Here is a 19,433-nt window from a genome sequence, read left to right on the forward strand (position 1 = left end):
GCCGCCTCATCGGTAGCCTGAAGCCGTCACGTCAACTGTCCGGGAAACCGGGTCAAGCTCCCTACTACGTGGACAGTGGTCTCGAAGCAGCACACGTCGGACTTGTCTCCGTATCGGAATACGTCGATGACACACCTCAGGGCAAGCTCAATCTTCAAATTCAACGCGGCGTGGCCAGCTATCACAGCAACAACCTCGGCACTGAGGTGCTCAAGGGATTGACGGTCAAGGCGAAAGAGGGTGGTACGCCTGGCCGCGCACCACTCGGCTACCTCAACAAGCGGCGCTATGAGGATGTCAGTGATATTCGCTGGGTCGAACCCGACCCTGACCGCGCTGGCCACATCGTCTGGGCGTTTGAGCAGTACGCCACAGGCGAGTGGAGCATCGCCCAGCTGGCCGATGCGCTCGAACAGCGTGGCCTTCGAACGCGACGCACCCCGAAAGTTCCGAGCCGTCCGGTGTCAATTGGGTCGCTCCACAAGCTACTCGTCAACCCGTACTACATCGGCGTTGTCGCTTACCGCGGCGTCTACCACGAGGGCACCCATGAGCCGCTCGTCACCGTTGAGACGTGGCTCCGCGTTCAGGACGTGCTCCGAGCCCACAACACGGCCGGCGAGAAGGATCGCACGCACAACAACTACCTGCGCGGCAGCATCTGGTGCGGACACTGCGGCAGTCGAATGGTGTTCTCGCGCAATACCGGCAAAGGTGGCACCTACGAGTACTTCTTCTGCATGGGCAGGCGTAACCGAGAGGACCGGTGCCCGCGCGGTTACGTGTCGGTCGCCAAGATCGAGGAGGGTATCGAGATGTTCTACAACCATCTACACATTCCGACCGATGTGGCGGCCGCCATCAGGGCGACGGTCATCGATGAGATGGCACACGACCAACGACAAACGGCGCTGGCGGCCGAGAAGGGCGCACGTGACCTTCGCCGAATCGAAGCTGAACGTGAGAAGCTGCTCGCCGCCCACTACGAAGGCGCCATACCACTCGACATGCTCAAGCGAGAGATGGCGCGATTCACCCGCGAACTCCATGAAGCGGAGAAGGCGATCGCGTTGGCACAGGCAAGCGCCAGCGACCAGCAGCGTGTGCTCGATCGAGCACTTGACCTGATCCAACACTGCCACCGGCTGTACCGAACGGCGAAGCCACGGGAGCGCCGCATGTTCAATCAGGGCTTTTTCCGCCGACTGTACGTCGGCGAGGACGGTCAGATCGAGGATGCTGAGCTTCATACCCCGTTCGCACAACTACTCGCACGGGCGAGGGACACCAAGATCGTGGCGAGGGTGGCACCTCGTCCCGTCAACGCACTCCCAGACATGCCCAGCGACGCCCAGGGCGACGCTGACGCCGTGCCCGCACCTAGAGGCACCGTCTACCACCGAACGATCCACCAGGGACGCCACAGCGCCGTGCGGCTGATGTTCGAGCAGGTCAAAGCATCGCCAGGGCAACAGAAAACCCGCCGTACACTATTGTGTACGGCGGGTTCGAACAACACACTTTTGGCGGAAGCGGAGGGATTTGAACCCCCGGTGGTTTCACCCACGCTCGCTTTCAAGGCGAGTGCATTCGGCCGCTCTGCCACGCTTCCCTGCACCGGATGGTACCGGAACCACACCCGACCCAATGTCCACCACCTGCTCAGACGCGTCCCTGACCGGCACATGTGCTACCCATGAACCCATGAGGGCGATCGGCGTCGACGAGGCCACACAGAACCTGCGGATCATCGAGACACCCACCCCGCAGCCAGGTCCCGGTCAGGTGCGGATCAGCGTCGCGGCGACAGCGGTCAACCGTGCCGATCTGCTCCAACGGCGGGGCTTGTATCCCCCACCGCCGGGCGCCAGCCCCATACTGGGACTCGAGGTTTCGGGCACGGTTGATGCACTCGGTCCCGGCGTCACCGACCTCGGCGTCGGCGACGAGGTGTGCGCTCTGCTCGCCGGTGGTGGATACGCGCAGTACGCGGTCGCCCCTGCCGCACACTGCCTTCCGATCCCCGAGGGCGTCACTCTGGTCGATGCGGCGGCACTGCCCGAGGTTGCGTGCACCGTGTATTCCAATGTGCTCGTCGAAGCCGGACTACAACCGGGCGAGACGCTGCTCCTGCACGGCGGAGGCAGCGGGATCGGCACGCACGCCGTACAACTCGGCAAAGCACTCGGGGCGACGGTGGCCGTCACCGTCGGCTCCGAATACAAGGCCCAGCAGTGCCGCGACCTCGGCGCCGACATCGTGATCAATTATCGCGAGCAGGACTTCGCCGAGGTGCTGGCGGGCCGCGTGGACGTCATCCTCGACATCATGGGAGCGAGGTACCTTCAGGCCAACGTCCGGGCGTTGGCCGATCGGGGCCGGCTGGTGATCATCGGTCTGCAGGGCGGTATCGAGGGCACGTTGAACATCGCCGCCCTGCTCGCCAAGCGGGGCCGGATCAGTGCCACAAACCTGCGCAACCGCCCGGACACCGGCCCGCGCGGCAAGGCGGAGATCGTCGCCGCGGTGCGGGAGAACGTCTGGCCGCTGTTCGCGTCCGGCCGGCTGCGACCGGTGATCTCGCAGCGCCTGCCGCTCGCCGACGCGGGCGCCGCACACGATCTGCTGGACTCACCCGAATCGGTCGGAAAAGTCCTGCTCACACTGTGAACCGCGAGCGGGTCACCCCAGCGACGCGAGCGCGCGGACCAACTGGTCCACGTCGTACGGGGTGGAGTACGGCCCCAACCCCACAGTGACCGCTCCCCCGAACTCGGTCACACCGAGTCCGGTGAAATAGCGGCTCGGCACGTTCGACAAGGCGCACACACCGTTGTCGGCCAGACGCTTGGCGGCCTTGCTGGCCGGCACACCCGGCAGCGTGAACGACACCGTGGGGATCCGCCGCTCGGCACGGCCGATGATGGCCACCTGCGGCGCCGAGGCGAGCGAGTTGAGCAAGTAGTACAGCAACCGCTGCTGGTACTGACGCAGGCCGAACATCGAGTGTTCGAGCCGGTCACGGCGAGTACCTACCGAGGATTCGTCCAAGCCGGCGAGGTGATCGATCGAGGCGATCAGGCCCGCCAGCATCGCGTACTGATGCTCTCCGAGTTCGAACCGCTCGGGCCCCTGCGCCGCAGGGTCCGGATTGACCGGCCGCAGCCGGTCGAAGATCGTCGGGTCCCGGAAGACCATCGCCGCGACCTGCGGGCCGCCCCAGCGATTGGCGCTCACCAGCAGTACGTCCGCACCCAGGCGCTCGATGTCGAGCAGCTCGTAGGGCGCGGCGCTCGTGGCGTCCACCACCACCAGCGCACCGACCTCGTGCGCGGCCCGCGCAGCCTCGGCCACATCGATCACGGTGCCGATGGTCGACGATGCGAGTGTCACCGCGACCAGCGAGGTGGCCGAGTCGACGAGCTCCCCGAACTGCCAGGCGGGCACCTCACCGGTCTCGATATCCGCTTCGGCCCACTTCACCCGGCCGCCGCCACGATCGGCCACCCGCAGCCACGGCGTCTGGTTGGCGTCGTCGTCGAGCCGGCACAGCACGATTTCCGAGCCGAGCCCGAGCCGCGCACTCAGCGACTCGGCCAGACCGCCCAGCAGGTTCTCCCGGCTCGGCCCCAGCACCACGCCCTCGGGCTTGCCGTTGACCAGATCGGCAACCGCGACCCGGGCCGCCTGGACGATCCCGCGAGTGTGTGCAGCTGCAGCGTAGACACCGTTGGGATTGCTCACGAATCCGCGAAAGGCACTCGCGACCGCGGACGACACAGCACCGGGGATCTGAGCCCCGGCCTGCGGGTCGAAATGGATCCAACCGTCTCCGAGCGCAGGGTAAAGCCCCCGGACACGGGCGACGTCGAATGCGGAGACCGCAACCGACGTCGACGTGCGCCCAGGTTCCCCTTGGCCGCCAGAGAATGTGTTCACTGGGACGCAGATTACACCGACCGTCCGACGAGTCGAGGGACCGCCCGACTCGAACTGCCAGAATGGGTGCTATGCACGATGGCAACGAGGTGGAGATCATCCCTGCCGGGTCCGGCCCCGGCTCGACCCCGGAAGGCGGGTCGGGCGACGCCGACGGCACTGCCGAGGAACTGCACCAGATGGTGGAGCAGCCGGCCAAGGTGATGCGTATCGGGACCATGATCAAGCAACTCCTGGAGGAGGTGCGTGCGGCCCCCCTCGACGAGGCCAGCCGGGCTCGTCTGATGCAGATCCACCGCACCTCGATCAAGGAGCTCGAAGACGGACTCGCCCCCGAGCTGCAGGCCGAGCTGGAACGCCTGGCCCTGCCCTTCACCGAGGACGCCGCCCCGTCGGACGCGGAGCTACGGATCGCGCAGGCACAGCTGGTGGGCTGGCTCGAGGGACTCTTCCACGGAATCCAGACGGCGCTGTTCGCGCAACAGATGGCGGCCCGCGCCCAGCTGGAGCAGATGCGCCAGGGCGCGCTGCCGCCGGTGATGAACCCGGGGCCGGAATCGCAGACCGGTCACGGCCAGTACCTGTGAGTCGCCCGACCCCTCCGGGGACCCGTCCGCCGACCTCACCGGCGACCTCACCGACCCGTACCTGGGGTGCGGGTACCCTTTCTCATCGTGCCCGCCGATAGTCCTACCGCCGCCCACCCGGCGCCCATCGTCTCGGACTCGCGCACCGTCAGGCGCGCCGTCCGGGACCTGGTCGACGGTGCCACCGCGCACCGCGAGCTCTGGCTCGAGCTGGGCTGGCAGGACATCAAGCAGCGTTACCGCCGCTCGGTGATCGGCCCGTTCTGGATCACCATCGCCACCGGTGTCACCGCCAGCGCCCTGGCCCTGCTGTGGTCGGTCCTGCTCGGTGCCGATGTCAAGACGCTGCTGCCGCAGCTCACCGTCGGTTTCGTGCTGTGGAACTTCATCCAGAGCTCGATCATCGACGGCTCCGAGGTGTTCATCGCCAACGAGGGCCTGATCAAACAACTGCCGGCGCCACTGTCGGTGCACGTGTACCGATTGGTGTGGCGGCATCTGCTGTTCCTCGCCCACAACATGATCATCGTGGTGGTCGTGCTGGCGATCTTCCCGCCCGAGCGATGGTCGTGGACGCAGCTCAGCGTCATCCCGGCGATCGGGATGCTGGCGCTCACCGCGGTGTGGGTGGCGCTGTTCTTCGGCATCCTCGCCACCCGCTTCCGCGACATCTCTCCGCTGCTGACCGCGCTGACCCAGCTGCTGTTCTACGTCACGCCGGTGGTGTGGACGCTGGAGACGGTGCCTGGCGGCAACAGCGAGCGCGCGCAGCTGGTCAAGCTGAATCCGCTGTACCACTACCTGGAGCTGGTCCGCGGGCCGCTCACCGGTAAGCCCTTCGATCCGCAGCACTGGTACGTGGTGATCGGGTGCACCGTCGTCGGCTGGGCGCTGACGCTGGTGCTGATGAAGCAGTTCCGTTCCCGAGTCGCGTATTGGGTGTGAGATGACCGTTTCGATCCGTACGCAGGACGCCTGCGTCGACTTCCCGGTGTTCGACGCCAAATCCCGGTCGATCAAGCGCGCCGTCATGGGGAAGGCGGGCGGCGCCGTGGTGGCCGACGACAACGTCGTGGTGGTCGAGGCGCTGCGCAACATCACCATGAACCTCAACGAGGGCGACCGGGTCGGCCTGGTCGGCCACAACGGCGCCGGCAAGTCGACGCTGCTGCGGCTGCTCTCGGGCATCTACGAGCCGACCCGCGGCACCGCCGTGGTCAAGGGCCGCGTAGCCCCCGTCTTCGATCTGGGCGTGGGCATGGACCCGGAGATCTCGGGCCTGGAGAACATCATCATCCGCGGACTGTTCCTGGGGCAGACACGCAAGTCGATGCAGCGCAAACTCGATGAGATCGCCGAGTTCACCGAGCTCGGCGACTACCTCTCCATGCCGCTGCGCACGTACTCCACCGGTATGCGCGTGCGGATCGCGCTCGGCGTGGTCACCTCCATCGACCCGGAGATCCTGCTGCTCGACGAGGGCATCGGCGCCGTCGACGCCGAGTTCCTGCGCAAGGCGCGCAAACGCCTGCAGGCCCTGGTGGAGCGGTCCGGCATTCTGGTCTTCGCCTCGCACTCGAACGAGTTCCTCGCTCAGCTCTGCGACACCGCGATGTGGATCGACCACGGTCAGGTGCGCCAGGAGGGCGGGATCGAGGAGGTCGTGACCGCGTACGAGGGTCCGGACGCCGGCGAGCAGGTGCGCAAGGTGATCGCCAAGATCAAGGCCGAGGACGACGATGCCTGAGCGCGAGCCGGCCTCGTCCGGCGCCGGATCGGGCACCGTCGTCGCGGTGGTCGTGACCCACGATCGCGCCGAGTTGCTGGCGAAGTCCCTGGAGGTGCTCAGTACCCAGAGCCGTCCGGTGGACACGATCGTGGTGGTCGACAACGCCGACCAGCCCGAGGTCCGGGAGCTCGTCGCCCGGCAACCGGTACCCACGGTCTACCTGCCCTCGAAGTTCAATCTGGGTGGCGCAGGGGGTTTCGCGCTCGGGATGCTGCATGCGCTCGCGCTCGGCGCCGATTGGATCTGGCTCGCCGACGACGACGGCCGTCCCGAGGGTCCGGAGGTACTGGCGACGCTGCTCGAGTGCGCCGATCGGCACGGCCTGGCCGAGGTCTCCCCGGTGGTCGCGAACATCGACGCCCCCGAGACGCTGGCCTTCCCGTTGCGACGCGGCCTGGTCTGGCGGCGCGAGCGATCGGAACTGATCGACCCACAGGCACCGTCGGACGACCTGCTGCCGTCGATCGCCTCTCTGTTCAACGGAGCCCTGTTCCGCAAGGACACCGTGGCCGCGGTCGGGGTACCGGACCTACGGCTGTTCATCCGCGGCGACGAGGTGGAAGTGCACCGCCGGCTGGTCCGCTCAGGACTGCCCTTCGGCACCTGCCTGACCACGGCGTACCTGCACCCGAACGGTGCCGACGAGTTCCGTCCGATCCTGGGCGGGCGGATGCACACGCAATATCCGGACAATCCCACTAAACGGTTCTTCACATACCGCAACCGGGGTTACTTGCAGTCGCAGCCCGGTATGCGCAGGCTCGTTCCACAGGAGTACGCCCGATTCGGGTGGTTCTTCCTGATTCAACAACGCGACGTCACAGGCTTCCGGGAATGGCTGCGGCTGCGCCGGATGGGGCGCGCGGAACGCTTCACCCGCCCCTGATCGCGACCTCCGAACGGTTGTTGACCCCCCTTCAATAGGGGTTGTGCTCCGCGATCGAAAACCACCCCCTATCATCGTCGGCATGGGAACGCTTCTGGCCTCAGATCTGATTCCGCACGGCATGGCAGCCCTCCGCCTGGTCCAGCGCCGCGTAGTCGATCCGGTCCGACCCGACGTGGCGTTCCGCGCCATCGGCTTCAACCGCAAGTACGGCTCGCAGGCGGCCCTGGTGATGAAGGGCGCGCTGGAGAACCCGGACCGCACGGCCATCGTCGACGAGCACGGCACCCTCACCTTCGCGCAGTACGACGCGCAGTCGAACGCCCTCGCGCGCGGACTCGTGGCCGCCGGTATGAAGCCGGGCGACGTGATCGCCGTCCTGGCGCGCGATCACCGGGGCCTGCTCCTGCTGATCAGCGCAGCGGCCCGTGCCGGCCTGCGTCTGGCCATGATGAACACCGGTTTCGCCAAGCCCCAGTTCGCGCAGGTGTGCGAGCGGGAGAAGGTTCAGGCCGTCTTCCACGACAGCGAGTTCACCGAGCTGCTCGACGGCCTGCCCGCCGACATGCCGCGCTACCTCACCTGGGTCGATGAGAACGACACCGTTCCCGAGGGTGCGCACACCATCGAGTCGCTGTCCAAGGGCCGCGACGCGAGCCGGGTCGATCCCCCCGGCCGGCCCGGCGGCTTCATCATCCTGACCTCCGGTACCACCGGCTTGCCCAAGGGCGCCGCTCGCAGCAAGGTGCCCTCGTTCGCGACCGCCATGCTGGTGGACCGGATCCCGTTCAAGCATCGCGGCACGGTGGTGATCGCCTCGCCGATCTTCCACTCCACCGGCTTCGGGATGTGGTCGGCGGCGATGTCCGTCGGCGCCGCCACCGTCACGATGCGCCGGTTCGCCCCGGAGAACACCCTCAAGCTGATCGCCGAGAACCGGGCGGACATGCTGATCGCGGTTCCCACCATGCTCAACCGCCTCCTCGCGCTGCCGGACGAGGTGCGCAAGAAGTACGACCTGAGTTCGCTGCGCGCCGTGGTGGTGGCCGGTTCCGCGGTCTCCCCCGAATTGTCCGAGCGCTTCCAGGACGTCTTCGGTGACGTGCTGTACAACCTCTACGGCTCCACCGAGGTGGCGATCGCGACGGTCGCCACGCCGAAGGAACTGCGCACCGCGCCGGGCACCGTCGGGAAGCCGCCGGTGCTCACCACGATCCGCCTGTACGACCAGGACGACCGCCTGGTGGAAGGCGCCGGAGAACGCGGGCGGGTCTTCGTCCGCGCGGGTGCGCCGTTCGAGGGCTACAGCGACGGCCGCACCAAGCAGATCATCGACGGGCACCTCTCCTCGGGAGACATGGGCCACTGGGACGAGAACGGTCTCCTGCACATCGACGGTCGGGACGACGACATGATCGTCTCCGGTGGTGAGAACGTGTACCCGCTCGAGGTGGAGAACCTGCTGGTGACCCGCGACGACGTGGACGAGGCCGCAGTGATCGGCGTTCCCGATCCGGACTTCGGGCAGCGTCTGCGGGCCTTCGTGGTGCTCTCCGGCGGCGCGCCCAGCGAGGCCGAGGCCGAGCGGCTCACCACCGAGATCAAGGACTTCGTGCGCAGCAACCTGGCTCGGTTCAAGGTGCCTCGTGACGTGGTCTTCCTCGACGGCCTGCCCCGCAACGCCACCGGCAAGATCGTGCGGCGGGAACTATCCAAGGACTGATGATCATGCGGTCGTTCGTACCGATGATCATTGGAACGGATGACCGCAAATTGCGCGCCGGAACCGTGCCGCGGCCACATGCGTCCAATTGGTATGTGGAGGAATGCAGCACTGCTGTTCGCCGCGCAGGACGGCGTGACCACCCGGGCGCAGTTGCATGCAGCCGGTGTCAGTGACTCGATGATCGCGGCGCGGGTTCGCGCCGGGGAGATCGTGCGAATACGCCCGGCCTGCTGCGCACCGAACATCACCCGGACCACCCGGACCGCCGGGTGGTCGGTGCTGAGCTTCTCCTGGCACCACCTGCACGACGACCCGGAGGGTGTGATCACGATTCTGGCCGAGGCGATCGGCGCTCGCGCTGCCTGATCACCAGTAGCCGTTGCGGGTGTGCGGCAGCGGCTGCGGGTCCGGCCCCTGGGCCGGCGGCGGAGCCACCAGGTGCACCACCTGCAGGATGTGGAACTGCTCCTGATGCACCACCGTCAGCCCGCCGTCGTCGAGCGAGACCTGCATATCGGTGCCCATGAACTGGAACTGCCGGAAGGTCCACCACAGGTTGCCGTTCTCCTGCCGGAAGTCGTCGTCCGGCCGGTCCGCGTCGGCCAGCACCCACGCGGAGGTGCAGTTCTCCGCCGCCCACTGCGCCCACTGGTTCACCCCGCGGTCCTTGTCCCACAGTGTGCCCCGTTCACGGCGGTCACCGTCGGACCCCATATCGTGCAGGCCGGCGAAGACGCCCGGAAGTCCCTGGTAGGCGATCCGCAGTGAGGGTCCGGACCAGCTCGGTTGCACCTGGAAGAAGATGCAGTCGCCGGGCCTGGCGTTCTCGCGGATGTACCGCGCGGCGTAACTGAAATCGCTGCCCCCGGGCTTGGAGAGGGGGCTGTGCTGCCACAGGTAACCGGGGATCGCGGTGGCGGTGAGTGCGGCGAGCAGCGCCGCCCCCACCCGCCGAGGGCGAGGGAGGGCGCGGGCCAGCGTCGTCACCGCGGCGGCGAGCACCAGCACGATCCCCGGCACCGTGAAGCTCACGTAGCGCCCCACGTACGACGGGAGCACGGTGGACACCAGCACGATCACCACCAGCGGCACCAGCGCCGCACTCACTCCCCAGCGCAGTGCGGGCGCCAGATCCGGCGGGACGCCGCGCCGCCACCACAGCAGCGCGGCCACCGCGATGATCGCCCAGGCCAGGCCCGCGAAGGCGTAGGAGTGATCGAACCACTGGTCCACCAGTACGTTCTGGAAGATCATCCAGCCCGGCCACTGCAACCATGAGACCTGATCGCGCTGGGTCGCGGCGAGAACCGCGACCGGGCTCGCGATCAGTATCGACACCGCGGATGCCATCCCGGCCCGCTTCAGCCGCACCCTCCGGGCGCCGGCGGCAGCGGATGTGGTCCACGCGATCACGGCGAGGACCGCGGCAGCAAGGGTCGCGGAGTACAGGAACAGCACCGTCGCGAGCGTGAGGGCGGCGCCGTAACCGACCCAGTCCCGCCGGCGGTCACCGGCGCCGGCGTGGTGCGCCGCGATGAGCACCAGAGCCGCGGTGGCGATCACCCACGAGTACGAGCGGGCCTCCACTCCGGACCAGGTGATCCGCGGGAGCACGACGGCGACGATGCCCGCGACCAGCGCCACGGCGTCGCCACCGAGCCGTCGCGCGAGTACGTAGCAGGCGGCCGTCGCGGCGCCGGCGCCGACCGCCGAGAAGGCACGCAACGAGGCCGCATCCGGCCCGAGAGGGAGCGTGAACAGTTTGAGCGCGTAGTAGTACAGCCCGTGCACGGCGTCGATGTCACCGAGCATCCGCCACATCTCACCGGGCGAGCGGTCGATCGCGGATGCGGTGGCGAGCTCGTCGAACCACACCGACGGTCGCCCGCCCTGCCAGAGCGAGAGACCGATTCCGAGCAGGGCGAGCGCCCAGGGGACCGTCCGCCTCACATCAACCGGAAGATCACCGTGCGCTGCACGATGAAGTTGACCACCGTCGCCGTCCCCTGAGCGATCACGAACGCGATCAGCCGGTTCAGGTAACTCCCGATGCCGTCCTCCGGGGGCGGGAACAGGGTGTAGAAGGCCATGTAGAGGCCCAGCTGCACGCCGTACATGGCGACGTAGAGGACCCACACCGCGATCAGCCGCTTCGTGGACGGTTCGGCCTTGAAGGTCCATCGCCGGTTGAGCAGGTAGGCGGTGGTGGTGCCGCAGATGAAACCGATGGTCTTGGCCAGCGCCTCGTCGAGTCCGAGGAACTTGCCCAGCAGCAGGGTGAGCCCGAAATCGACCACAGCGGAGAATCCGCCGGTGATGACGAACCGGACGAGCTGCGTCCTCAGATCGAGGTGATCGCGCTGCTCGCCGCGCTCCGCAGCATCAGATGTGGTCACGGAGGATCAGGGTACCCACCCCGGCGCCCTTACTCGAAGACGTCGTCGTCCTCGGCGGCCCGCGCGTCCTGTCGCTTCTCCCGGTTCTTCACCAGGGCGACCACGCCGATCGCCGCGGCGATCCCCACGCCGGCACCCGCCGCGGCGCCGGCCAGACTGCCCGGATCGGTGCCGAAGTAGTCGGAGCCGACGGCGAGCGCCCCCAACCACAGCAGGATCAGCGGCCCGGCGGTGGCGAGAACCACCAGCCACCGCCGCCCGGTCGAGAACGTCGACATCAGCTGCGCGTACGCGACTCCGCGGCGCCGGCAGTAGCGGAACATCGCCACCGTGACGACTCCCGGCAGGATCATCGCTGCGAACGAGGCCAGGACCGCGCCCTGCAGCGCCGCGATGATCGCGACCACCAGGAAGGCGTAGGTGCACCAGAACTGCCCGATGGTGGCGGCCCGGTAGTACTCGTCCCGGTTGCGCTCGTCGCCCCACGCGGGGTCCGACGCGGCAAGGATGAACTCCTCGATCTTGGTCTCAACCGGCATGACTCTCCTCCTCCAGGGGAAACAGATCTTCAACGGTGCTCTGCAGCGCGCGGGCGATCTTCACGGCGAGGTACACGCTCGGCGCGTAGTCGCCCTTCTCCACCGAGACCACCGTCTGGCGGCTCACGCCGACCAGGGCGGCCAGCTCGGCCTGTGTGATCCGCATGGCTCGTCGGCGCAGTCGGACCGGATTGGAATCACCCACACCTCAAGACAAGCATTCTTGACATTCGGAGTCAAGGCTTCTTGACAATTTGCTCCCGGGTGCTTCCTGGAAGGCCGAATGCGACACGTTCCTGCCCGATTCCGGGCAGGAACGTTGACAGCAATACCCTCGTGCCCGGAAGATCGAGTGGTGCCGGACAGCGACCTCGTGAATCACATCGCGCGGACCACGGGGCTCTCGGCCACCGAGGCCGTGCGGGTCATCGACGATGTCACCGCCTACTACCGGGAGCCGGTGGACGAGTTCGTCCGGCGGCGGCACCGCGCCCTGCGCAGCAGCGGCGCCAAGAACGCGGAGATCTTCCAGACCCTCTCGGGCGAGCTGCGCAGCCGGCTCGTCGCAGCCCCCGATCTCACCGAGCGGCAGCTGCGCCGCCTCATCTACAGCTAGGAGCACCTTGCACATGTGCGGAATCGTCGGATACATCGGCGGCCAGACGGCCGTGGACATCCTCGTCGACGGACTCACCCAGCTCGAGTACCGGGGTTACGACTCGGCGGGCATCGCGGTGCTCGGGCCCTCCGGCGCCAAGCGCGTCCGGAGCATGGGCCGGGTGCGCGATCTGGAGGCCGCGCTGCCCAAGCGCCTGGCCGGAAAGACCGGCATCGGGCACACCCGGTGGGCCACGCACGGCGCACCGTCGGAGGCCAATGCCCACCCGCACACCGATTCCGCTGAACGGATCTTCGTGGTGCACAACGGCATCATCGACAACGCCCGCGATCTGCGGATCGAGCTGGAGGCGGCGGGTGTGGAGCTGTCCTCGGACACCGACACCGAAGCGGTGGCTCACCTGATCGCGCGCAGCGACGCCGAAACCCTCGAGGACGCCGTCCGGCAGACGCTGCACCGGCTCAGCGGCACCTACGCGCTGGCCGTCGTCGATGTCGAGCACCCGGACCGGATCGTGGTGGCGCGCAACGGCTCGCCGCTGATCCTGGGCGTGGGCGACAAGGAGATGTTCGTCGCCTCCGACATCTCCGCGGTGGTCCGGCACACCAGCCAGGTGGTGCACCTCGACGACGGCGAGTGCGCCACCGTCACCGCCGGCGGCTTCCGCATGTTCAGCGCCGACGACGCCCGTGCGGTCGCCAAATCCGCAACCACCGTGGATATCTCACCCGACGAGCTGGAGCTGGGGAACCACAGCCACTTCATGCTCAAGGAGATCGCCGAGCAGCCGCAGTCCCTGGAGCGGATGCTCTCGGGGCGGCTCGACGAGCGCTTCGCCACCGCACGCCTGGACGGACTGAACCTGGACGCGCAGGCGATGCGCCGGTTCAAGCGGGTCAAGATCCTCGGCTGCGGCAGCGCGTACTACATGGGGCAGCTGGGCGCCTCGCTGATCGAGGAACTCGCCCGTATCCCCGCCGACGCCGAGGCCGCCAGCGAGTTCCGTTACCGCAACCCGATCATCGAGCCGGACACCCTGTACGTCGCGGTGAGCCAGTCCGGTGAGACCGCCGACACCGCGTTCGCGGTGCAGGAGGTCAAGCGCAAGGGCGGCACCATCGTCGGCCTGGTGAACGTGGTCGGTTCGACCATCGCCCGCGAGGTCTCCGGCGGCATCTACCTGCACGCCGGACCGGAGGTCTCGGTGGCCTCCACCAAGGCCAACACCCACATGGCGGTGGGCTTCGCACTCCTCGCCCTGGCGCTGGGCCGTGTCCGTGACCTCTCGATCACCGACGGCAGCCGGATCGTCAAGGCGCTCAAGGACCTGCCCACACAGATCGGGGAGATCATCAGCGCGCCCGAGGAGATCGAGAAGGCCGCGAAGCTGCTGGCCGAGGCTCCCAGCCTGTTCTTCATCGGACGGGTGCGCGGCTATCCGACGGCCCGCGAGGGTGCACAGAAGTTCAAGGAGATCAGTTACCGGCACGCCGAGGCGTATCAGGCCTCCGAGCTCAAGCACGGACCGCTGGCCCTGATCAGCCCCGAGCTCCCGACCGTCGCCGTCGTCCCGGACGACGAGCTGCTGGACCGCAATGTCGGTGCCCTGCATGAGATCGCTGCACGCGGCGGCGACATCGTGGCGATCACCAATCCGGGCGTCGAGTTGCCCGAGGCGAAGGTCACGCTCACGGTGCCCAAGAGCGAGCCCGAGCTGGACCCGATCCTGCTGATGATCCCCACCCAGCTGCTCGCCTACTACGCGGCACTGAGCCTGGGCCTGAACATCGACCGTCCGCGCAACCTGGCGAAGTCGGTCACCGTCGAATAGCCGGACGGGCCGGTCATTCCCGCTTCGGACCCACCCACACCTGCTGGGCGTTGACGAACTCGTGGATACCGGCCCTGCCCAGCTCGCGGCCGTACCCCGAGCGCTTGATTCCGCCGCTGGGCAGGCGTGGATCGGTCTTGACGATGCCGTTCACGCTCACCTGCCCGGCTTCGAGATCCCGGGCGATCCGCTCACCGCGCGCGGCCTCGGTCCACACGCTCGCCGCCAGCCCGTAGGGGGTGGCGTTGGCGAGGTCGACGGCGTGTTCGGCGTCCACCGCGGTCATCACCGCGGCGACCGGACCGAACGTCTCCTCGGCGCAGGCGGCCATCCCCGGACGTACCCCGTCGAGAAGGGTCGGGGGGTAGAAGTATCCGGGCAGGTCCGGGATCCGCCCGCCCAGCACGCAGGTGGCTCCGGCGGCGATGGTCTCGACCACCTGCCGGTGCAGGTTGTCCCGCAGATCGGCCCGGGCGATCGGGCCGATCTGCGTCGATTCCAGGCGCGGATCTCCCATCTGCAGCGCCGCCAGCCGGCTGCGCAAGGCCTCGACCAACTCGTCGTGCACGGAACGCTCCACGATGATCCGCTTCGCGGCGATGCAGGACTGCCCTGCATTGATGATCCGCGACAGGGTGAGAACCTCCGCCGCTGCGTCGATATCGGCGTCGGCGAGCACGATCGACGGATCCGATCCACCGAGTTCGAGAACGGCCGGCTTGATCTCCGACGCCGCGACCGCCGCGACCGCCGCGCCGGCGCGGTCCGAGCCAGTGAACGAGACCGCCCGGATACGGCGGTCACGGATCACGTCCGCCACGTCCGGTGTGGCCACCGGCAGTGACGCGAAGACGCCCTCCGGAGCCCCGACGGCACGGAACGCCGCAGCGATCGCGGCGGCGCACCCCGGCACATGCGGATCGTGCTTCATCACGCAGGTGTTCCCCGCCATCAGCGCCGGTGCGCAGAACCGGAAAGCCAGCCAGAACGGTGCGTTCCACGGCAGAACGCCCAACACCGGCCCCAGCGGCAGATACTGCACGTAGCTCGATGCGGCGTCGGAGTCGACGTACTCGGTCGCCAGGTACTGCTCCCCGTGGTCGGCGTAGTGCTCAGCGGCCCAGGCCGCCTTCTGCACCTCACCACGAGCCTCGGTGATGGGCTTGCCCATCTCCTCGGTCATCACCAGGGCGTACTCCTCGATGCCGCGCCGCAGCTCTGCGGCCACGTCCCGCAGCAGCCCGGCTCTGGTTGCGAATCCAGCGGCGCGCCACTGCGGAAAGGCGTTCTCGGCACTTTCGAGGATCTGCTCCACCTCGGGTGCGGTCGCGGCCGGCTGCTCGCGGATCACCCGGCCGGTGGAGGGATCGGTCGCCGTCAACATCGTCATCACTGCACCTGCCCCTGCTCCGGTCGCTCTACTGGACTGCTCTCGCCGTCGTGCACGGTGAAGTCCTCGTCGAGCGTGAAGAAGGACTCGCAGCCGTCCTCGGTGATCGCGATGGTGTCCGAGATCCCCACGGTCTTGTCACCGTCCACACCCCACATCCAGGGGATCACGTGGAAGGTCATCCCCGGTTCCAGCGCGGTGAAGTCCCCCGGATTCAGGCTGAGGATGTAACCCTCGTCCCAGGACGGCGGGAAGGCGATGCCGATCGAGTACCCGGACCGCGTCACCAGGCGCGCGCCGACGGTGTTGTCGGAGATGATGCGACGCACCAAGGAGTCCGCGTCCGAGACCGTCATCCCCGGGCGCATCAGCGATTTCAGTTCTGCGAGGGCGAACTTCATCCGCTCCTGGGCCTGATACATGCTCGGTGCCAGCTCACCGTTGACCACGGTGCGCATCAGCGCCGTGTGGTACCGGCGGTAGCAGCCGCCGACCTCCAGGAAGACGTGCTCGCCGGGCTCGATGGTGCGCCCCTCCCAGGTGGCGTGGCCGATCATCGACCGCGGTCCGGAAGCGATGTAGGGCATCACCGCGGGGAACTCACCACCGGCCCGGAACATCGCGGAACTGATCGCGGCGGCCACATCGTTCTCGGTGTTGCCGGGGACCGCGGCCTCCAGCCCCGCAGCCATGCCCGCCTCAGCGGCGCGGGCGGCCTTGCGCATGATCTCGATCTCGGCAGCGGACTTGGTGGCACGGCCGGCTTCGACGATCCCGAAGCAGTCCATCAGCACACCCGGCTGGAACGAGGTGTGCACCCGATCCTGTTGGTAGGCGGGGAAGAAGTAGCTGTTGCGCTCGTATCCCACACGTTTGGTGCCGAGCCCGCCCTCCTTCAGGGTGAGCACCAATTCCTGGATCGCATCACCGGTGTCGGGGTACGGCCTCGTGCGTTCCACCCAGGTCCGGGCGATCACGTTCGACTCCTCCATCGCGCGGGTGATCATCACCGGCTCGTCGTCGAGCGGCACCACCAGCGCCTGGAAGAACGAGTAGCCGGTGGTCTGATAGTCGGTGAGGTACATCAGGTTCTCGGGATCGGTGATCACCACCGCATCGAGTCCGCGGCGCTCCATCCGCTCACGCAGCTCGGTCAGCCTCCGCTCGTACTCGGCGGGGGCGAAGGTCATGTCGTCGCGGGCCTTCATCGGGCCACCTGCTCGATCGCGCGGGCCAGCAGGTCCAACCCCTCGGTGAGGTCCTCGGTGGAGATCGTCAACGGCGGAATGAGTTTCAAGACCCGTCCACCGCTTCCACACGGGCCGATCAGCAGACCCGATTCGAAGCAGACCCGCTGGACCTCCTTGGCGAACCCACCGTCGCCGGTGTCGAGCGCCTGCATCATGCCCTTACCGCGCACCTCCCAGTCGCGGTCCGGATGTGCCGCGGCGATCGATGCGAGCCTCTCACGCATCGCCTCCCCGTTGACGGCTACGGCCTTCATCAGCTCGTCGTCGGTGAAGTACTCCAGGGCGACGGTGCCCGCCACCATCGACAGCCCCTGCCCGCGGAAGGTGCCCGTGTGTGCGCCGGGTGACCAGTGCGCATCCACCGCGGGCTTGTTGAGGTTCATCGCGATCGGTGTGCCGTACCCGCCCAGCCCCTTGGCCAGGGTGATGATGTCCGGGTCGAGATCGTAACCGTCGAAGCTGAAATAGCTTCCGGTGCGGCCGCATCCGGCCTGGATGTCGTCGATGATGAACAGTGCGCCGGTTTCCCGGGCCAGCTCCTGGACTTCGCGCAGCCACTGCGGGCTGGCCACGTTCACACCGCCCTCGGCCTGCACCGCCTCCACCAGGAAAGCGGCCGGCGGCAGCAGTCCGCTGGACGGATCCTGCAGCGCGGCTGCGTAATCCGCGAGTGCCGTCTTCCCACCGGGAGCGCTCTCGTAGGGTAGGCGCACCACGTCCCGCAGCGGTACCCCGGCCCACTGACGGAAGGCCTCGTTGGCGGTGGCGGCGAGCGCGCCGAGCGTCATCCCGTGGAAGCCGTGACTGAAGGCCACCACCTCACGGCGCCCGGTGGCCAAGCGTGCCAGCTTCAGTGCCGCTTCCACCGCGTTCGTACCGGTGGGGCCGGTGAACTGCATCCGGTGATCCATTCCGCGCGGGGCGAGGATCACCTCGTGGAAGCGGCTGATGAAGTCCCGCTTGGTGGTGGTGTAGGTGTCCAGGCTGTGCGCCACACCGTCGGATTCGAGGAAGTCGATCATCGCCCTCTTCATCCTCGGATTGTTGTGCCCGAAGTTGAGCACGCCGGCGCCGGCGAAGAAGTCGATGTAGCTGCGTCCCGCTTCGTCGACCTGACGCGATCCGGACGCGGAGGCGAAGACGGTGGGGAAGTTCCGGCAGTAGCCGCGGACTTCCGATTCCCAGTTCTCGAACGGTGCAGTGGCTGCGGTCATGGTGCTCAGTTCCTTTCGTTCGGTGCGTCGGTCGGTCAGGGCGGCTCGGGTGCGCCCGCGAGTGAGACCAGCAGTCGCGCCGCCGGGTCCAGCAGGGCATCGTCGAAGTCGTATTCGGCGCTGTGCAGCGGCGCCCGGGTGCCACTGCCCAGCAGGACGAAGGCGCCGGGAACGCGCTGGAGGTAGTAGCTGAAGTCCTCGGACGCCAGCACCGGGGTGCGAGCCGGGGTGGACCAGTGGGCGCCGAGCACCGTCGAGAGGCACCGGCGCACTTCGGCCGCCGGACCCGGGTGGTTGACGGTGGCGCCGTACCGGATAGCGGTGCGCACCTGTGCGCGCACTCCGTGAGCGGCCGCGGTGGTGGTGGCGATCTCCTCGATCAGGGCGAACAGGGTGGTCCGCGCATCGTCGTCGGCGGCGCGGACACTGCCCGCCAGCGCCGCGGTGTCCGGTGTCACGGTGGGCGCACTCTCCGCGCGCAGGGTGGTCACCGCGACCACGGCCGCCTGCTGCGGCGGCGTGCGGCGTGCCACGATCTGCTGCAGTGCAACGGTGACCGCCGCCGCGGCGAGCACCGGATCGCGCGTGGACTCCGGCTGTGAGGCGTGACCACCGCGACCGATCAGGTCGATCTCGAAAGTGCCGTTCGCGGACATCACCGGACCGTCCGGGCACAGTGCCCGGCCGAGTGGTTCTCCGGGCCAATTGTGCCACCCGAAAACGGTTTCCACGCCGTCCAGTGCGCCGTCCTCGATCATGCCGCGGGCACCGTGCCCACCCTCCTCGGCGGGCTGGAAGAGCAGCGTCACCGGACCGGGCAGGACATCTTCGTGGCCGGCGAGCCAGCGGGCCGCGGCGAGCAACACGGCGGTGTGGCCGTCGTGTCCGCAGGCGTGCATGAGGCCGTCGTTCTCCGAGGCGTACGGGAGACCGGTCGCCTCGCCGATCGGCATGGCGTCGAGGTCGGCGCGCAGCGCCACATGCCGTCCGGGAGCGCTCCGGGCGAGTCGTGCGACGGTGCCGGTACCCGCGCACTCGCGCCACCCGATGCCGATCGCGTCGAGTTCGGCGCGCACGGCAGCGGCGGTGCTGTACTCCGCCCAGCCGAGTTCGGGGCGGCGATGCAGTTGGTGTCGCAGTTCACGGGCATGGGCAACGGTTTCGACCCACGGAACGCTCAATCGGACCTCCTCGGATCGTCTCCGTCTGAAGTCGATTCCCAACGTACCGCGCTCAGCGCGATCGTGGAGGCCGGACGGTGCCGGAC

At 67.9% G+C, this 19,433-nt stretch carries 18 protein-coding genes, 1 tRNA gene and 1 pseudogene; 10 read left to right on the top strand and 10 right to left on the bottom strand.

Features of this window, described 5'->3' with window-relative positions; translation table 11 throughout:
- Window positions 1–206: 206 nt before the first annotated feature.
- Window positions 207–800, top strand: a pseudogene (locus ACYVHG_RS14555) (recombinase family protein); the annotation flags it as partial.
- A 724-nt stretch (window positions 801–1,524) separates the two neighbouring features.
- Here the strand turns inward: ACYVHG_RS14555 and ACYVHG_RS14560 are convergent.
- Window positions 1,525–1,612 (bottom strand) — tRNA-Ser (locus ACYVHG_RS14560).
- Between the two features lie 92 nt (window positions 1,613–1,704).
- Here ACYVHG_RS14560 and ACYVHG_RS14565 point away from each other — a divergent pair.
- Window positions 1,705–2,670, top strand: coding sequence for an NAD(P)H-quinone oxidoreductase (locus ACYVHG_RS14565; protein ID WP_461168195.1), 966 nt, complete (start codon window positions 1,705–1,707; stop codon window positions 2,668–2,670).
- A 12-nt stretch (window positions 2,671–2,682) separates the two neighbouring features.
- On the opposite strand, the gene ACYVHG_RS14570 is transcribed toward ACYVHG_RS14565, so the two are convergent.
- The gene (locus ACYVHG_RS14570; RefSeq protein ID WP_461168196.1) at window positions 2,683–3,939 is read right to left on the bottom strand and encodes a cysteine desulfurase-like protein; all 1,257 of its coding nucleotides are present in this window, start codon (window positions 3,937–3,939) and stop codon (window positions 2,683–2,685) included.
- A 71-nt stretch (window positions 3,940–4,010) separates the two neighbouring features.
- On the opposite strand from ACYVHG_RS14570, the gene ACYVHG_RS14575 reads away from it, so the two are divergent.
- The 6 genes from ACYVHG_RS14575 (at window position 4,011) to ACYVHG_RS14600 (ending at window position 9,293) form a co-directional block, all read left to right on the top strand.
- A complete protein-coding gene (locus ACYVHG_RS14575) occupies window positions 4,011–4,526 on the top strand; it encodes a bacterial proteasome activator family protein (protein WP_461168197.1) in 516 nt (171 codons plus the stop codon).
- 87 nt (window positions 4,527–4,613) lie between these two features.
- A complete protein-coding gene (gene wzm, locus ACYVHG_RS14580) occupies window positions 4,614–5,471 on the top strand; it encodes a galactan export ABC transporter permease subunit Wzm/RfbD (protein WP_461168198.1) in 858 nt (285 codons plus the stop codon).
- Between the two features lies 1 nt (window position 5,472).
- Window positions 5,473–6,273 carry a galactan export ABC transporter ATP-binding subunit Wzt/RfbE gene (wzt, locus tag ACYVHG_RS14585; RefSeq protein WP_461168199.1) on the top strand — a complete coding sequence of 267 codons (801 nt, stop codon included), beginning with the start codon at window positions 5,473–5,475 and terminating at the stop codon, window positions 6,271–6,273.
- Window positions 6,266–7,201, top strand: a complete 936-nt coding sequence (gene glfT1 / locus ACYVHG_RS14590) for a galactofuranosyltransferase GlfT1 (RefSeq protein WP_461168200.1) — start codon at window positions 6,266–6,268, stop codon at window positions 7,199–7,201. Before wzt ends, glfT1 begins: the two co-directional genes overlap by 8 nt.
- Before the next feature lie 82 nt (window positions 7,202–7,283).
- Window positions 7,284–8,924: an acyl-CoA synthetase gene (locus ACYVHG_RS14595; protein WP_461168201.1), complete on the top strand. Its 1,641-nt coding sequence runs from the start codon at window positions 7,284–7,286 to the stop codon at window positions 8,922–8,924.
- Between the two features lie 93 nt (window positions 8,925–9,017).
- On the top strand, window positions 9,018–9,293 hold the full coding sequence (locus tag ACYVHG_RS14600) for a type IV toxin-antitoxin system AbiEi family antitoxin domain-containing protein (RefSeq protein WP_461168202.1): 276 nt from the start codon (window positions 9,018–9,020) through the stop codon (window positions 9,291–9,293).
- Here ACYVHG_RS14600 and ACYVHG_RS14605 read toward each other — a convergent pair whose 3' ends face one another.
- From ACYVHG_RS14605 to ACYVHG_RS14620, 4 genes are read right to left on the bottom strand one after another with little or no spacing between them, the layout of a single operon-like run.
- Window positions 9,294–10,877, bottom strand: coding sequence for a glycosyltransferase family 39 protein (locus ACYVHG_RS14605; RefSeq protein ID WP_461168203.1), 1,584 nt, complete (start codon window positions 10,875–10,877; stop codon window positions 9,294–9,296).
- Window positions 10,874–11,323 (bottom strand): GtrA family protein, encoded by a 450-nt coding sequence (locus tag ACYVHG_RS14610; RefSeq protein ID WP_461168204.1) that lies wholly within the window; start codon window positions 11,321–11,323, stop codon window positions 10,874–10,876. The genes ACYVHG_RS14605 and ACYVHG_RS14610 overlap by 4 nt, the downstream gene beginning before the upstream one ends.
- Window positions 11,324–11,352: 29 nt before the next feature.
- Window positions 11,353–11,862 carry a hypothetical protein gene (locus ACYVHG_RS14615; protein WP_461168205.1) on the bottom strand — a complete coding sequence of 170 codons (510 nt, stop codon included), beginning with the start codon at window positions 11,860–11,862 and terminating at the stop codon, window positions 11,353–11,355.
- Window positions 11,852–12,067, bottom strand: coding sequence for a helix-turn-helix transcriptional regulator (locus ACYVHG_RS14620; RefSeq protein ID WP_461168206.1), 216 nt, complete (start codon window positions 12,065–12,067; stop codon window positions 11,852–11,854). The genes ACYVHG_RS14615 and ACYVHG_RS14620 overlap by 11 nt, the downstream gene beginning before the upstream one ends.
- Before the next feature lie 150 nt (window positions 12,068–12,217).
- Here ACYVHG_RS14620 and ACYVHG_RS14625 point away from each other — a divergent pair, with 150 nt between their 5' ends.
- Window positions 12,218–12,478, top strand: coding sequence for a hypothetical protein (locus tag ACYVHG_RS14625; protein WP_461168207.1), 261 nt, complete (start codon window positions 12,218–12,220; stop codon window positions 12,476–12,478).
- A 13-nt stretch (window positions 12,479–12,491) separates the two neighbouring features.
- Entirely contained in the window at window positions 12,492–14,312 is a 1,821-nt protein-coding gene (gene glmS / locus ACYVHG_RS14630) for a glutamine--fructose-6-phosphate transaminase (isomerizing) (protein ID WP_461168208.1), read from the top strand.
- A gap of 13 nt (window positions 14,313–14,325) precedes the next feature.
- On the opposite strand, the gene ACYVHG_RS14635 is transcribed toward glmS, so the two are convergent.
- The 4 genes from ACYVHG_RS14635 to doeB2 are packed head-to-tail and all read right to left on the bottom strand — an operon-like array spanning window position 14,326 to window position 19,347.
- A complete protein-coding gene (locus ACYVHG_RS14635) occupies window positions 14,326–15,702 on the bottom strand; it encodes an NAD-dependent succinate-semialdehyde dehydrogenase (RefSeq protein ID WP_461168209.1) in 1,377 nt (458 codons plus the stop codon).
- Window positions 15,702–16,910, bottom strand: coding sequence for an ectoine hydrolase (doeA, locus tag ACYVHG_RS14640; protein ID WP_461168210.1), 1,209 nt, complete (start codon window positions 16,908–16,910; stop codon window positions 15,702–15,704). The genes ACYVHG_RS14635 and doeA overlap by 1 nt, the downstream gene beginning before the upstream one ends.
- Entirely contained in the window at window positions 16,907–18,166 is a 1,260-nt protein-coding gene (locus ACYVHG_RS14645) for a diaminobutyrate--2-oxoglutarate transaminase (RefSeq protein ID WP_461168211.1), read from the bottom strand. The genes doeA and ACYVHG_RS14645 overlap by 4 nt, the downstream gene beginning before the upstream one ends.
- 35 nt (window positions 18,167–18,201) lie before the next feature.
- The gene (doeB2, locus tag ACYVHG_RS14650) at window positions 18,202–19,347 is read right to left on the bottom strand and encodes a N(2)-acetyl-L-2,4-diaminobutanoate deacetylase DoeB2 (protein ID WP_461168212.1); all 1,146 of its coding nucleotides are present in this window, start codon (window positions 19,345–19,347) and stop codon (window positions 18,202–18,204) included.
- Window positions 19,348–19,433: the final 86 nt, after the last annotated feature.

Source organism: Tsukamurella serpentis, assembly GCF_054780975.1.